This is a genomic window from Streptomyces sp. NPDC017991, from assembly GCF_044328075.1.
In the GTDB taxonomy this organism is placed as follows: Bacteria; Actinomycetota; Actinomycetes; order Streptomycetales; family Streptomycetaceae; genus Streptomyces.
Window position 1 is genome coordinate 1 of record NZ_JBIRGP010000028.1, and the last position, 12,368, is coordinate 12,368.

The window sequence follows — 12,368 nt, forward strand, 5'->3', positions numbered from 1 at the left end:
CAGGCAGGGCGACGGGCGCACCTTCGGCCGCCCCGGGCGGGATCCGGTCGGGTGGCACGACAAACGGCCTCAGCGAGTCCAGTTCCTCGCGGCCGGACCTCATCTCCCGCTGCTCGCCCGACTGCGGCTGCTTGCCCTTCTTGCTGAAAAGACCCATAAGCCGCAGCATGATCAGGGTAATTGGGGCTGGTGCCGATATCGGGAGGTCGGGTCGTCCGTCGCGGGCAGTGGGGGCGTCCAGCGAAGCTGACAACGGCAGACCTGTGCCAATGCCGAAGAGGCTCATCGCGCCCGTGAGGATGAACCGGTCGGCTACCGCCGCGTAATGCCCCGGGTCCTTCCGGTGACCGCTTGGTGACCGGGGTTTCGCGACGCCACCGCTCTTCGGCGTCTCCCCATCTCCTCTCAGCTTCCTCCGCCGTCACACCGACGACCTCTGCGATGACCTCCCATCTCGTCCCACGCATCCGCTCGGCAATCACCGCCTCCCTCATCAATGAGTCATTCGCCTGCGCATCCGCACTCGCCGCACGTAATTGCCCGCTTGGGCTCGGTAACTGCTCACCATCTGCGCGTAATGATGGAGGCGACGTGCGTTGGATGCGGCCGAACATACCGCTGCGGTCCTTACGAGATCGGAGTCGGTGAAGCTGTCGGCCGGCAACTGCTGCGGGCCCACCTGGACGGTGGAGGTCTCGCTGGGGCCCTGACCCTTGATCTTGGACACGGGCTGTGCGGCTTCGGCCACGTAGGCAATGGTGTTTGGAGTGCTCGCTCATAGGTGGTTGGGCTGCGGTGGCCGAGGCGGGAGTGGCGTCGGACTGTGTGGTAGCGATGCAGCCAGCGGAAGAGTCCAGGTGAACCTCGTGCTCGGTGTCCCAGACCCGGCGGCCCTGGAGGGTCTTCCGTTTGCAGGTCGCGTGGAGCGACTCGGCGAGTGCGTTGTCCGCGCTGGAGCCGATCGCGCTCATGGACTGGGTGACGCCCGCTTCGCGGCAGGCGTCGGTTGAAGACCCGACTGCGGTACTGGCCCCGTGATCGCTGTGGAAAACGGTGCCGGCGAGGCTGCCGCGGGTCCGTTCGGCCGCATGCAGGGCGTCGATGACGACGTCGGCCCGCATGTGGTCGGCGGCTGCCCACCCCGCCAGGCGCCGCGAGACGCCGCGAGGCAAGGTCGATCACGGTCGCAAGACAGCGGAACTTCCCGTCGGCCAGGGGAAGGTAGGTGATGTCGCCGACGTGCCTTGGTATGCGCCTGGCCGCGGTGAAGTCGCGGCCGATCGAGTCCGCAGCGTGGCGTTCTCCGCTTCCAGCGGCGTGGGCGGCCCGGTGGGTGTCTTCGTACGGCGTCCGGGCGGGCGGCTCGTACCGACCGCCCGGACCCAGTTCCGCGGGATTTCCCAGTCGATGCCCAGACTGGCAGCGACCTGCCGAATCGTCGCCTCCGGCCGCGACTGGTACAGCGCGACCGCGTCCGCCTTGAACTCCGGCGGGTGGTGCCTCGTGGCCACGAGATGTCCGTTCTCAGATTCTGCGGATCCAGTGTCGCGTGTGTCCAGGATCAGGCATCAAGGTCCCCGCCCCGAGAAGACCACTCAGGAGCGTGCGGACGCTTCCATCACGCCTTTAGGCAGGCGGAGGCCCGGCACTGGATGCGCCCAGTTAGTGGCCGGGGTGGACTGCCTGGACGCCGGTGCCCGCGTACGCCTTGGGGGTGAGTGTGAGGAGGAATCGTCCGGCGGGGTGGGCGGCTGAAGGGCGGGCGGCGTGGATGGCGTGGACAGCGGCCCAGGAGTGCCCGAACCGCAGCAGTTCGGTGGCGGTGACCGCGGCGTCGGTGTCGAAGGCTTCGAGGCGGATAAACCGCAGCCCTTTGATGTAGCCCAGCAGGCCGGGCCGCCCGACGTCACCGGCGGTCAGCGACAGCACCGGTGCGTACAGGTCTCCGAGTCCGTCGGAGGCCTGCACGTAGAAAGCGGCGACCGCCTCGTTGTAGGGGTCCTTCGGGTCGTACAGGGCGGTGGCGGCGGTGTGGTCCAGCACGACCGAGATCACCGCCTTCAGGCAGCCGTCTGCGAGCCGTGCTGCGCCCCGCCCAGACGCTCCAACAGCGCACGGGCCTTCGCCTCGGCCTCCGCGCTGGGTACCTGCCCCAACGCGGAGGCGAGTTCCGAGCGGGCCAGCTCCGCACGCTCGGCGTACTCGGCCCTGGTGGGAGTGTCCTGCGCCAGCTCCTCCACCAGGCTCCGGATCGTCGTGCCGTGCTCGGCGGCCAGCTGCGCCAGCCGGTCCCGCGCTGCCGCGCTTACCTTGATGCTCGTCTCATCCGCCATGACCCGACTCTATCGTGTTCCTCTACCCCCGGTAGAGGAACATGCGCACCGGTCTCGTTTCGTCATGGCGACCGGGCTGCGAGCATCCGTGTCGGGGTCTCCTCGAAGCGACTCACGGATCCTGCGCCGTGCGCGGGTCTGCTATCCGGTTTCGAGGTCGCCGGAGAGGGTGATCTAGATGCTGCGCTTGAGTTTGTGGCCGTGCTTCCAGTCCAGGGTTTTGTCGTGTCGGAGGCGTCCGACGACGATGCCCGGCGCGATTCCTGCTTGGCGCGCGAAGAACTCGATTTTGGTGAAGGGCGTAGGGCGCTGGGCGAGTTGCCGGTAGGCAGCAGTGTTTGCGGGCGGGATGAGGGTGTCTGCGGCGAAGGCATCTGCTTCGTCTTCGCTGCGGTCTCCTTCGAGGGTGGCGTCGTCGTCGCGACGGGTGCCGTCGATGAAGGTCAGGCCCCTTGGGGTCCATGAGGGCAACCGAATCCACGCTGCGGATATCGACGCCCTCGCCCAAAACGCGACAGTTCGAAAGCACGGCCCGCTGCGCGGTGGTTCCGAAGGAGTCGAGGACTTTCCGCCGGTGTCCGGGGGCGTGTTCGCCGCACAGCCGGTCCGCCCACACCTGCGTCGGGTAGGTCTCGGGCTGGTCTGCCCGCAGCTTCGCCGCGAGCCGTTCCAGGCCTTCCGCGTAAACCTGTGCCTTGATGGTCCGGTGGTGGAAGGTGATGCACGTCGCGTTCGGGGAAACCCTGGCCGGCTGAACCGCCGTTCCTCCCGCGACTCCCCGGCTGCCCGGCCGGAGGGGGGTTTGCAGGCTTCGAAGGCCGAAGTGAGCCGGGCTCGGGCTCGGTGAGAATGCCACGCTTCGGTTCTCAGGTCGGAGTCTCTCGGTACCGGCCCGTGATGTGCCGGCTGGTCGGGTCGTCCAGTGTGGTGGCAGGAGGCCAACGATGACCTATCGCATCAGCAAGGAGTTCCACTTCTCCGCGAGTCACCAGCTCGACGGGCTGCCGGCCGACCATCCGTGCGGCCGACTGCACGGCCACAACTACGTGGTGTCGCTGGAACTGTCCGCACCCACGGACGGCCTGGACGACACCGGCTTCGTGCGCGACTACGGCGATCTCAAGGACTTCAGCGTATGGCTGGACGCCGAGGTGGACCACCAGCACCTCAACAAGGTCGTAGGGGACCGCAACCCGACCGCCGAGAACCTCGCGCGCTGGCTTTACGAGCGCTGGCTCGGACGCTACCCGGAACTGGTGGCGGTCCGGGTCGTGGAGACGCCCAAGACGTGGGCGGAGTACCGGCCGTGACCGCGGCGTCGACCGACCGGTGGAAAGAAGGTGGTGCCGTCGTGGACCCGAAGCTCGTCGTGAACGAGATTTTCGGCCCCACTTGAGGGCTGTACAGGGAGAAGGACCGTCCCTGGGGCGGAGCTGCGCCTTCGTCCGGCTCGGCGGCTGCAACCTGGGATGTTCGTGGTGCGATACGCCGTACACCTGGGACTGGACCGGCAGTGGCGACTCGGGGAGGGCGTGGGATCCACGAGCGGAGTTGCACGCGATGCCGTGGCGGGAGGTCGCGCAGCGGCTGCGGGCCTTCGCGGTGCCCCTGATCGTGGTGTCCGGTGGGGAGCCGTTGAATCAGCAGCGGCGTCTGGTGCCCCTGCTGCGCGACCTGACGGCGAGCGGGCACGCGGTGGAGATCGAGACGAACGGCACCGTGGTGCCCGCGCCCGAAGTGTCGGCGATGGCTCGCTTCAACGTTTCCCCCAAGCTTGCTCACTCCGGTGAGCCGGAAGTACGGCGCATCGTGCCGAAGGCGCTGGCCGCGCTGGCGGCACTGCCGGACACGGCGTTCAAGTTCGTCTGCCGAGGCCCCGAGGACCTCGACGAGGTCGCGGAACTCACGACGCACATCGGCGAGGCTGCCGTGTGGATCATGCCCGCGGCGCGGTCACGTGACGAGCTGGACCGCCGCCTTTGTTCCCTCGGCGACGCTGTAGTGGCCCGTGGGTGGAATCTGACGACACGGCTGCACATCTCTGTGTGGGGTGACCGGAGAGGTACATGACTGCTACGCATGACGAACGCACCGGCGCGGCCGACGAGCCGCGGGAGAGCCGTGACCCCTTGGAGGACATCGCGCGACAGCTGTTGGTGGAGATCGGTGAGGACCCGGACCGTGACGGGCTGAAGGAGACTCCGGCACGCTTCGCCCGCTGGTGGCGGGAGTTCAGCCAGTACGACGCCGGCAACACCAGCACCAGCTTCCCGATCTCCACCAGCGGTCAGGTAGTCATCGTGGGAGACATACGGCTGTGGTCGCTGTGCGAGCACCATCTACTGCCGTTCAACTGTTCGCTCACCATCGCCTACCGGCCGCTCGACGAGATACTAGGCCTGTCGAAGTTCGCCCGCATCGCGCATCGCCACGCGCACCGGCTCCAGGTGCAGGAGCGGCTCGTGCAGAACATCGCCGACGAGGTCGGGGCCGTGACCGGTTCGCCGGACGTCGCGGTGATCGCTCAGGGCGAGCACCTGTGCATGAGTATGCGCGGTATCCGCACCTCGGCGCGAATGACCTCATCAGTCTTCCGGGGTGTCTTCGAGGAGTACGGCCCGGCCCGCCAGGAGCTCGTTGCCATCGCCTTTCCCGGCTGACCGCACGAACTGCCGACGGCACTCCGGCCGACGGCCTCGTCCACACGTGAGGAGTGTGAGATGAACATCGCCTTCGTCCTGCTCACCCATGCCGCCGACGAACCAGCGGGGGTCGAGCGGGCCGTCGACTCGCTCGTGGAGGGCCTGCGCTCGACCGGTCACAACGTGCTGATCATCGCGGCCGGACCGCCACGTGCCGGGGACGGACCGGACGTGTGCCGACTCGACTCGGTCACTCTTCCGCGCCCACTGCTCTTCGACGAACTGCCGCAACTCTTCGAGGAACCCGGGCCGGTGCGGCGCGAGGTTCTGCACATTCTCGGCCGGTTCGATGCCGATGTCGTCTGCTGGGCCGACGCCGTGGTGGGCCTCGGCTTCCTCAGCCCCGCACCGTCCCACGTACAGACCGCGCTCATGGTGCACTTCCTGCGTGTGGACGATCACATGCAGCGTGCGCTGGCACACCGTCCGGACGTGGTGCTCCCGGTCAGTCCCTTCATGCTCGACGAGGCGGCGCGCGCAGGGCTGGACGTCACGAACTGGCGCACGCTGCCCAACGCGGTGTCCGGCGCAGCGGCCGCGCACGGCACCGTGCCGGAAGGTCCGGAGCGTGAACGGCTACGCCGGACCGGCCCGGTACGGATCGTCACCCGTGCTGATCCGTCCAAGGGCATCACGGAGCTGCTGGACGCCTGTCCCGCAGACCTGAACAGGCCGGTCCAGATCGTCATCGCCGAGGCAGGGTTCGAGCTGTGGCCGGGCATGCAGGCCGACATGATCGAAGCTGCCCGGTCGCGGGCCGCAGGCCTGCCCGGGGTCGAGGTGTTGCCCGCCATCGCGTGGCGGGAGGTGCAGCCCTTCCTGGCCGGGGCGGCCGTCACCCTGGTCCCTTCCACGAGCCCGGAGACGTTCGGCAACGTGGCCGCCGAGTCCCTGTCGGCCGGCACGCCGGTCGTCGGCTACGGCTTCGGGCACTTGCCGCTACTGGTCGGCGAGGCGGGACGGCTGGTGGATCTCGACGTGGTGCACGGCTTCGGACACCTACCGGCACTTACCGGCCGCACCCTGGAGACCAACGACTTCACCGCCGGCGCCAGTCATCTCTGGCGGGCCACCATCGATCTGCTGGCCGATCCGGACGCCTACCTAGCCGCCTCACGGCAGACCCGCCGTCAGGTCGCGCCGCTCGCTCCCGCGGCCGTGGCGGCCGAGTTCCTGCGGCTCACGACCGGCTCGCAGCAGCCCGTCGCCACGTCGGGCGGAGAGTAGGCGTGATGGCGGACCCCGGCGGCTTCTCGGCCACCGTCGTCATACCGGCCTACAACCGCGCGGAACTACTGCGCGGCACCTTGACGGCGCTGGCTGCCAATCGGCCGCCCGGCGGTGGCGCATTCGAGGTGGTGGTGGCCGACGACGGATCGACCGACCATACCCGGGCGGTGGTCCAGGAGTTCGGCGGCCGGCTGACCGTGCGGTACTGCTTCCAGGAGGACCTCGGCTTCCGGGCCGCCGCCGCGCGCAACGCCGGTGCCCGGCTCGCCTCGGCACCGGTGCTGATCTTCCTTGACGCGGGAGTCCGGCCAGGTCCGGACTTCGTCCGCGCGCACCTGGACGCCCAGTGCGCCGGACCGCGCGCAGTGGTCGGCTACACCTATGGATACCGGCCGGACGTGAGCGTGCCGGACGCCCTCGCCGCTGTCCGGCAGGATCTCGACCCTGCCGAGGAAGTGCGCCGGCACGGTAGCTCGGACGCGCTGCGTGACGTCCGGCAGCCGGCGTTCGAACGGTTCGGATACGACCTGGCGGCCACGGTCGTCCCGTGGCAGTGGTTCTGGTCCGTCAACTGCTCGGTGCGCAGTGCGGACTTCCGGGCCGCGAACGGCTTCGACGAGGACTTCCGCAGCTGGGGTGGCGAAGACCTCGACCTCGGGTACCGGCTGCACCGGGGCGGCACCGCCTTCACGGTCAGCCGGGTGGCCTGGGCGCTTGACACTCCGCACCAGCGATCTCCTGGCGACGACCTGGCCAGCAACGCAGCCAACATCGCGATGCTCGCCGACAAGCATCCCGAACCGGTGACGGAACTGCTGTGGGCTTTTTTCGCCCGGCCCGCCGACCGGTTCGAGATCCACCATGAGTGGAACGTCGAGGACGAGTACCGCCTCGTTCTGGCGGCCGCCGAGCGGGCGCGTGGGACCGACGTGCGCGCCGAACTCGCCGCGCTGCACGGGTTCCCCGCAGATCAGCGGGTCGCGGTCCTGGGCTGCGGCGCCGATCTGCCCGCCGGCCGTACCGCCGGTGTCCGGTGGTTCGACTTCGACGGCCGCCTCGCGGGGGCCGCCGCACCGGGAGGGCGGGTGGAGCATGCTCTCGGTGTCCGTCTGCCCTGCGCCGACGGGTCCGTGGACCGGATCCTGGTGACATCCCGGCTCGCGGGTCTGTGGGAGCGGTGGCAGGAGCACATAGTGGCGGAGGGACATCGGCTGGGGGCTCGGGTGGAGGTTCCGTTCCTGCACTCGACCGCTTGGTAGCTGGACGACTTCGGGCCGGTACCCGATACCGGCCCGATCGCCGCGCCCGGTGACGTACGTCGCCGGGCGCAGCTGCGGTCAGCCGGTCCCGGTCCGCGCGCGGACCGCGTGCACGACGTACGTGCGGACGTCGGCGGGGATAAGGGGAGCGGGACGAACGGCGACGGTCAAGCCGCGTAGTTCCAGCAGGGCGATGATGGCGTCGAGTCGGCCGTCCAGGTCCTGCACCTCCAGCACGACTTGGCCGACGAGCCGCCAGTGAGCAGCATCGATGCCCTGCAGTACGTCGAGTTCGGCACCCTCGACGTCGATCTTCAGCAGTGCGACCCGCTCGCCACGGGCGAGGAACACGGAAAGGCGCTCGACGTGCACGGAGACCTGGGTGCCGGTGTAGTGCGAGCGGATGTAGTCGCGCGGGCCCTCGCGTGAGAGCACGTCGATCTGGAGTTCCTTCTGCTCGGGATAGCGGGTGGAGTTGCCGGGAGCTCTCGGGTAGTAGACGAAGGGCACGGCCTTCTCCGTCCGGGCGCCGAGCGCGCACTCCTGCACCGTCACCGTCTGCGCCATGCCGTGCAGGTCGAGGTTGCGGCGCAGCGCGACCAGTGTGAGCGGCATGGGCTCGAAGGCGAGGACCCGTGCGGTGGGGTTGACTTGACGTACGAAGTAGCTGAAGAGGCCGATGTTGGCTCCGACGTCCAGGACGAGTGCGTCGTCCGGCAGGCGCACATCGTCGTAGCAGCCCTCTTGGAACATCTCCCTGTACTGCCAGCGGGCCTCGGGCTCGTAAGTGACCCAGAACCAGGTGTCGGTGGCCAGTTGGATCTTCTGCAGTCCGGTACCGGCTGAGGGACCGCTCACCGGGCCGACACCGACGCCGACGGCGGGGTGAAGAGGGTGGTGCTGTCCAAGTAGTGCGTGGGGTCGGGGATCCGGGCCTGCTGGAACGCCTCGCGGCGCTCGTAGCAGGTGCCGCAGGTGCCGCAGTGTGTCTCTCCGCCCCTGTAACAGGACCAGCTGACCTCCAGCGGCGCACCGAGTCGCGTGCCGTGTTCAGCGATCTGGCCCTTCGTCCAGCTCATGAAGGGTGTCTCCACCCGTGGCGTCGGGAATCCCTCGTTGGCAACGGTGACAAGTTCCCGCAAGGCGGTGACGAAGGCCGGGCGGCAGTCGGGGTAGATGAAGTGGTCACCGGCGTGCATGCCGAGCGCGACGGTTCCGGCTCTGTGGGCGATGGCGACAGACACGGCGGCGTTGGCGAGGACCGCGTTGCGGTTGGGTACCACAGTGGCCCGCATGGACTGCTCGGCGTAGTGGCCGGTGGGTACGTCGACGCTGTCGTCGGTGAGGGCGGAGCCGCCCAGAAGCGCTCCGAGGCCGGTGAGGTCGAGTACATGGTGTGTGGCGTTGTAGTGCTCGGCGACCCGGCGGGCCGACTCGATCTCCCTGCGGTGGCGCTGGCCGTAGTCGACGGTGAGTGCCAGCAGCCGGTGCCGCAAAGCCGTGTAGTGGGCCATCAAGGTAGTGGAGTCCATGCCGCCGGACAGGACGACGACGGTGTGGAAGGGGTCCGGTGCGTCCTCGTTTTCGGCCGCGTCCTGGGCTGCGGAACCTGCGATCATCGTGTGCCTTTCTCGGATCTGCCGCGGCGGCCGGGCGGACCGGTACGGCATTCGGCAGGAAATGGAAACCGCCCCGCTCAGGTGGAGAAGCCGGTCAGCCCCTCGCGTGTCAGCATTCTGGACGGAGACGGTGCCGTGGCACATCACGGTCGGGTCCGAAGGCGGCGCCCGTGCCCACCGAAGGGGAAGGTTCACAGGCCGCGCCGCTGGGCCGTCCGTTGTCGGTGCGGCGGACGGTGGGGGTGCTGGTGAGCAGGGTCCACAGACCAGGGGCGCGGAACAGGGTGGGAAAGCCGGGGCGTCCGGAGACGCCGAGCTTGCGGTAGGCACTGGAGAGGTGGAGTTCGACGGTGCGGCGGGTAATGGCCCGCTTCTGGGAGATGTGCCTGTTGGTCAGGCCCCGCATGGCGTCCACCAGGATCTCGCGCTCGCGCGGTGTGAGCGCGAGCACCCCGCTCAGTGAGGCGTGCAGGGCCATGTCGCCGCTGAGGGCAAGGATGCGCTGGCCGGCGCGGAGCGCGAGTTCTCCGGCACCGCAGCGTTCGGCGAGCTCCACCGCGTGGTTAAGGGCGGCGATCGACTCCTTTCCGCGGTCTTGCCGCGCATAGAGATCGGCCAGGTCGGTGAGGGCTGCGGCACGGCTCAGCGGGGCGTTCTCGGGTGCCAGGAGTGCGACGGCTTCGCTGAGCAGCGCCTCGGCGTTCCGGGTGTCGACCCGGGCGAGGACACGCAGGGCACCACCCAGTTCGCAGGCGGATCGACTGGCACGAGCGAACCGGACCTGTCGTTCCGCCAGGGTGCGGGCCTCGTCGGCTGCACCGATCTGGTCGAGGAGTTCGACACCGTGCGCTCGCCACATGGCCGTTCCGGTGTGACGCAGTCCGGATGCATGAGCGCGGGCCCGCAGTTCCGCGAGGTCGCGGGCGGCCTCCGTCAACGCGCCGTGTCCCGCGGCGCACCGGGCTCGCGCCAGCAGCAGGTCCTGATGCCAGTGGTCGGTGGGCAGACGACCGAGCCAGCCACCGTTGCGCAGCATGGCCTGGGCCTCGTCGAGTTTTCCTTGACTGATCAGGACGTTGGCGAGTTGGCCCGCAGTAGTCGCGCGCAGGGCCGGCGAGCAGGCTGTGGCATCGGGGCGGGCGAGGACCGCGAGGCCGGCGGTGAGCAGTCGGCACGAAAGGTCGAGGTCTCCCCGGACAGAGGCTATTCGTCCCGCGACGTGAAGCAGGTCCGCGCGTCCGCCGTACGCGCCAAGCGGGTCCGCATCTCCGCCGTAGGGATGGGCGGCGGACGGTTCGGCCGTGCTCTCGGAGATCCGGTCGAGGTGGGCGGCGGCCTCGGTGGGATGGCCGCTGTCAGCCAACACGGTCAGCGCGGCAGCGAGTGCTGCCGGACACACTTCGGACCAGCGGGTGCCGCGGGCGAGCACGGCACGGGCCTGGTCGACCGAGCGGCGGGGGCTGTCGTCCACAAGGTATGCGTAGTAGGCGGCGACAGCCTCGACGACGGTTTGTAAGAGCCAGTCATCAGGTGCCTCGGCCGGATCAGTGCTCATGTCTCCCCGCGCTGTCCGGGCGCCCGGGCGCAGTTGCGGCGGCAGGCTGCGGAAGAGACTCATCGCTTCGGCCGGCGGCACCTTGTCGAGCCGGGCGGCCAGTCGGTGCAGTTGAGGCCAGTCTGCGAACACGGTGCCGCGCAGTTCCACACCGGCTGCGTCGAGTACGGCTGCGGTGTCGCCGGGGTCGTGACGAGGTGTCGAAAGCACCTGGCCCAGACGGGCGAGCAGGCCGCTCCGCGCCGTATTGTCGCCGGCACGGCGGAGCAGGGTGACCAACGCCTGTGCGCCGCCGTCGGGATCAAGACGCACGTGGAGGTCGGCGAGTTCGAGGACTGCCTGGTGCCGCTCGTCGCCGGTGCCGACGGCCACGACGTTCTCCAGATAGCGGCGCGCGGTGCCCTCATGGCCCGCCTGCCGCGCGGTGCCTGCCGCGCGCAGCATCACGTCGGTCGGCCAGTCTTCGTGGTGAGGGACGGTGGAGGCACTGAGGTGATCGGCCACGCGTCGCACGGGCGCATGCCGCTCGTACAGGTAGGAGGCGGCGGAGAGATGAACAGCGTCGCGGGCCAGCTGTGTCATGGAGCCGAGCAAGGTATGTGCGAGCAGCGGATGCCGGAGCACCAGCTGCTCACCGTCGGCGATCAGCCTGTGGCGTGCCAGCACGTCGAGCCCTTCCAGGGTCTCCACCAGGCCGAGACCGCTGAGGTGCGCGATCAGAGCGGGGTCGGCGCCGCCGGAGTCTCCGGCCACCGCGACGGTCGCGGCGAGGCGCGCAGCGTGTGGGTGCTGCCGGGCGGCTCGTCCGACGAGCAGGTCGGTGGCCGCCGGAAGGGTCACAGCATCCCACTCCTGGGGACCGGGCCAGGGGCGCGCGCCGCGCAGCTGGGCCGCGAGCGAGGCCAGCAGGTACGGGTTTCCCGCGGTCAGCCGGTGGCATGCGGCGGGGACGTCGCCACCGGGGCGCCTGCCGAGAAGCGGGCGCAGCATTTCGCCGGTCTCCCGGAGTGTCAGTCCTTCGAGCGTCAGCCTCCGTGCTGCGAGGGTCAGTTCCCTGTACTCGGCGGGCGCGCACGGTGGTTCGCCCGCGCGCTCCGTGAGCAGCACGAGCAGCGGCAGCCCCGCTGTCTCCGCCAGGATGTGCAGCGTCTGCTGGAGGCGGGCGGTATCGGCCAGGTTGGCGTCGTCCACGGCCAGGACCATCGGTCCCCTTCCGCGCAGCGCCACCAGGAGGTTTCTTGCTCCAGCTGCTGTGGGCTCGTACGACTGCTTCGAGGCCTCGGCCGGGCTCGCCTCTTGGCCGGCGAGCGCGGACCCGGCTACCAGGACCGTCCCGCTTCCCCGCACGGCGTGTCTCGACGCCGGGCCTGTCGGGCGATGACCGTCGGCTGGTCGGCGGAGCTCGCGTGCCATCCGCACCTGGTCGGCCACTGCGATCACGGGGATGCCACGGGCCTGACATCCGCTGAGGAAGGCGCCGAGCAACATGGTGCGTCCGATACCGGCCTCACCCGAGACCACGCAACGCACCACGCCTTGCTCGGCAGTGTCGTCGAGTGCTCGGGACAGTGTCCGAAGCAGATCGTAACGGCCGACGTATTTCCCTCTGCCGGTGTCCGGTCGACTCACTCCCACCAGTTCCCTCCATCGGGTTGCGGCCACGGCTCCGG

General features: G+C 69.4%; 13 protein-coding genes and 1 pseudogene. 5 read left to right on the forward strand and 9 right to left on the reverse strand.

The genetic code is table 11. The annotated features are described in order from the left end of the window. From ACH4DZ_RS43275 to ACH4DZ_RS43300, 6 genes and pseudogenes are all read right to left on the reverse strand, one after another. Window positions 1-1,172, reverse strand: a 1,172-nt coding sequence (locus ACH4DZ_RS43275) for a DDE-type integrase/transposase/recombinase (RefSeq protein ID WP_398295116.1), incomplete at its 3' end; no start/stop codon positions are given. 6 nt (window positions 1,173-1,178) lie between these two features. Then, window positions 1,179-1,511: a transposase gene (locus tag ACH4DZ_RS43280; protein WP_398295118.1), complete on the reverse strand. Its 333-nt coding sequence runs from the start codon at window positions 1,509-1,511 to the stop codon at window positions 1,179-1,181. A gap of 151 nt (window positions 1,512-1,662) precedes the next feature. Further along, a complete protein-coding gene (locus ACH4DZ_RS43285) occupies window positions 1,663-2,064 on the reverse strand; it encodes a hypothetical protein (protein WP_398295185.1) in 402 nt (133 codons plus the stop codon). After that, window positions 2,061-2,333: a hypothetical protein gene (locus ACH4DZ_RS43290; RefSeq protein ID WP_161558258.1), complete on the reverse strand. Its 273-nt coding sequence runs from the start codon at window positions 2,331-2,333 to the stop codon at window positions 2,061-2,063. The genes ACH4DZ_RS43285 and ACH4DZ_RS43290 overlap by 4 nt, the downstream gene beginning before the upstream one ends. A 174-nt stretch (window positions 2,334-2,507) precedes the next feature. Beyond that, the gene (locus ACH4DZ_RS43295) at window positions 2,508-2,804 is read right to left on the reverse strand and encodes an ImmA/IrrE family metallo-endopeptidase (RefSeq protein WP_398295189.1); all 297 of its coding nucleotides are present in this window, start codon (window positions 2,802-2,804) and stop codon (window positions 2,508-2,510) included. Window positions 2,805-2,844: 40 nt separating this feature from the next. Further along, window positions 2,845-3,189, reverse strand: a pseudogene (locus ACH4DZ_RS43300) (hypothetical protein); the annotation flags it as partial. 88 nt (window positions 3,190-3,277) lie between these two features. Between ACH4DZ_RS43300 and ACH4DZ_RS43305 the strand changes: the two are divergent. From ACH4DZ_RS43305 to ACH4DZ_RS43325, 5 genes are read left to right on the forward strand one after another with little or no spacing between them, the layout of a single operon-like run. Then, the gene (locus tag ACH4DZ_RS43305; protein ID WP_398295120.1) at window positions 3,278-3,643 is read left to right on the forward strand and encodes a 6-pyruvoyl trahydropterin synthase family protein; all 366 of its coding nucleotides are present in this window, start codon (window positions 3,278-3,280) and stop codon (window positions 3,641-3,643) included. Between the two features lie 19 nt (window positions 3,644-3,662). Beyond that, window positions 3,663-4,403, forward strand: coding sequence for a 7-carboxy-7-deazaguanine synthase QueE (locus ACH4DZ_RS43310; protein WP_398295122.1), 741 nt, complete (start codon window positions 3,663-3,665; stop codon window positions 4,401-4,403). Then, window positions 4,400-4,993, forward strand: a complete 594-nt coding sequence (gene folE, locus ACH4DZ_RS43315) for a GTP cyclohydrolase I (protein WP_398295124.1) — start codon at window positions 4,400-4,402, stop codon at window positions 4,991-4,993. The genes ACH4DZ_RS43310 and folE overlap by 4 nt, the downstream gene beginning before the upstream one ends. A gap of 60 nt (window positions 4,994-5,053) precedes the next feature. Then, window positions 5,054-6,262 (forward strand): glycosyltransferase family 4 protein, encoded by a 1,209-nt coding sequence (locus ACH4DZ_RS43320; RefSeq protein ID WP_398295126.1) that lies wholly within the window; start codon window positions 5,054-5,056, stop codon window positions 6,260-6,262. 5 nt (window positions 6,263-6,267) lie between these two features. Next, entirely contained in the window at window positions 6,268-7,524 is a 1,257-nt protein-coding gene (locus tag ACH4DZ_RS43325; RefSeq protein WP_398295128.1) for a glycosyltransferase, read from the forward strand. A 78-nt stretch (window positions 7,525-7,602) separates the two neighbouring features. Here the strand turns inward: ACH4DZ_RS43325 and ACH4DZ_RS43330 are convergent, their stop codons facing one another. From ACH4DZ_RS43330 to ACH4DZ_RS43340, 3 genes are all read right to left on the reverse strand, one after another. Continuing rightward, window positions 7,603-8,382 (reverse strand): FkbM family methyltransferase, encoded by a 780-nt coding sequence (locus tag ACH4DZ_RS43330; RefSeq protein ID WP_398295130.1) that lies wholly within the window; start codon window positions 8,380-8,382, stop codon window positions 7,603-7,605. After that, window positions 8,379-9,143, reverse strand: coding sequence for a 7-cyano-7-deazaguanine synthase QueC (gene queC / locus ACH4DZ_RS43335; protein WP_398295132.1), 765 nt, complete (start codon window positions 9,141-9,143; stop codon window positions 8,379-8,381). Before queC ends, ACH4DZ_RS43330 begins: the two co-directional genes overlap by 4 nt. A 109-nt stretch (window positions 9,144-9,252) precedes the next feature. Beyond that, window positions 9,253-12,360 (reverse strand): LuxR C-terminal-related transcriptional regulator, encoded by a 3,108-nt coding sequence (locus ACH4DZ_RS43340; protein ID WP_398295134.1) that lies wholly within the window; start codon window positions 12,358-12,360, stop codon window positions 9,253-9,255. Window positions 12,361-12,368 lie beyond the last annotated feature (8 nt).

Bases quoted from the DNA above. Each gene is read 5' to 3' on its own strand.
- ACH4DZ_RS43320 (WP_398295126.1), top strand. From the start codon at position 5,054: ATGAACATCGCCTTCGTCCTGCTCACCCATGCCGCCGACGAACCAGCG.
- ACH4DZ_RS43325 (WP_398295128.1), top strand. From the start codon at position 6,268: ATGGCGGACCCCGGCGGCTTCTCGGCCACCGTCGTCATACCGGCCTAC.
- folE (WP_398295124.1), top strand. From the start codon at position 4,400: ATGACTGCTACGCATGACGAACGCACCGGCGCGGCCGACGAGCCGCGG.
- ACH4DZ_RS43305 (WP_398295120.1), top strand. From the start codon at position 3,278: ATGACCTATCGCATCAGCAAGGAGTTCCACTTCTCCGCGAGTCACCAG.
- ACH4DZ_RS43290 (WP_161558258.1), bottom strand. From the start codon at position 2,333: ATGGCGGATGAGACGAGCATCAAGGTAAGCGCGGCAGCGCGGGACCGG.
- queC (WP_398295132.1), bottom strand. From the start codon at position 9,143: ATGATCGCAGGTTCCGCAGCCCAGGACGCGGCCGAAAACGAGGACGCA.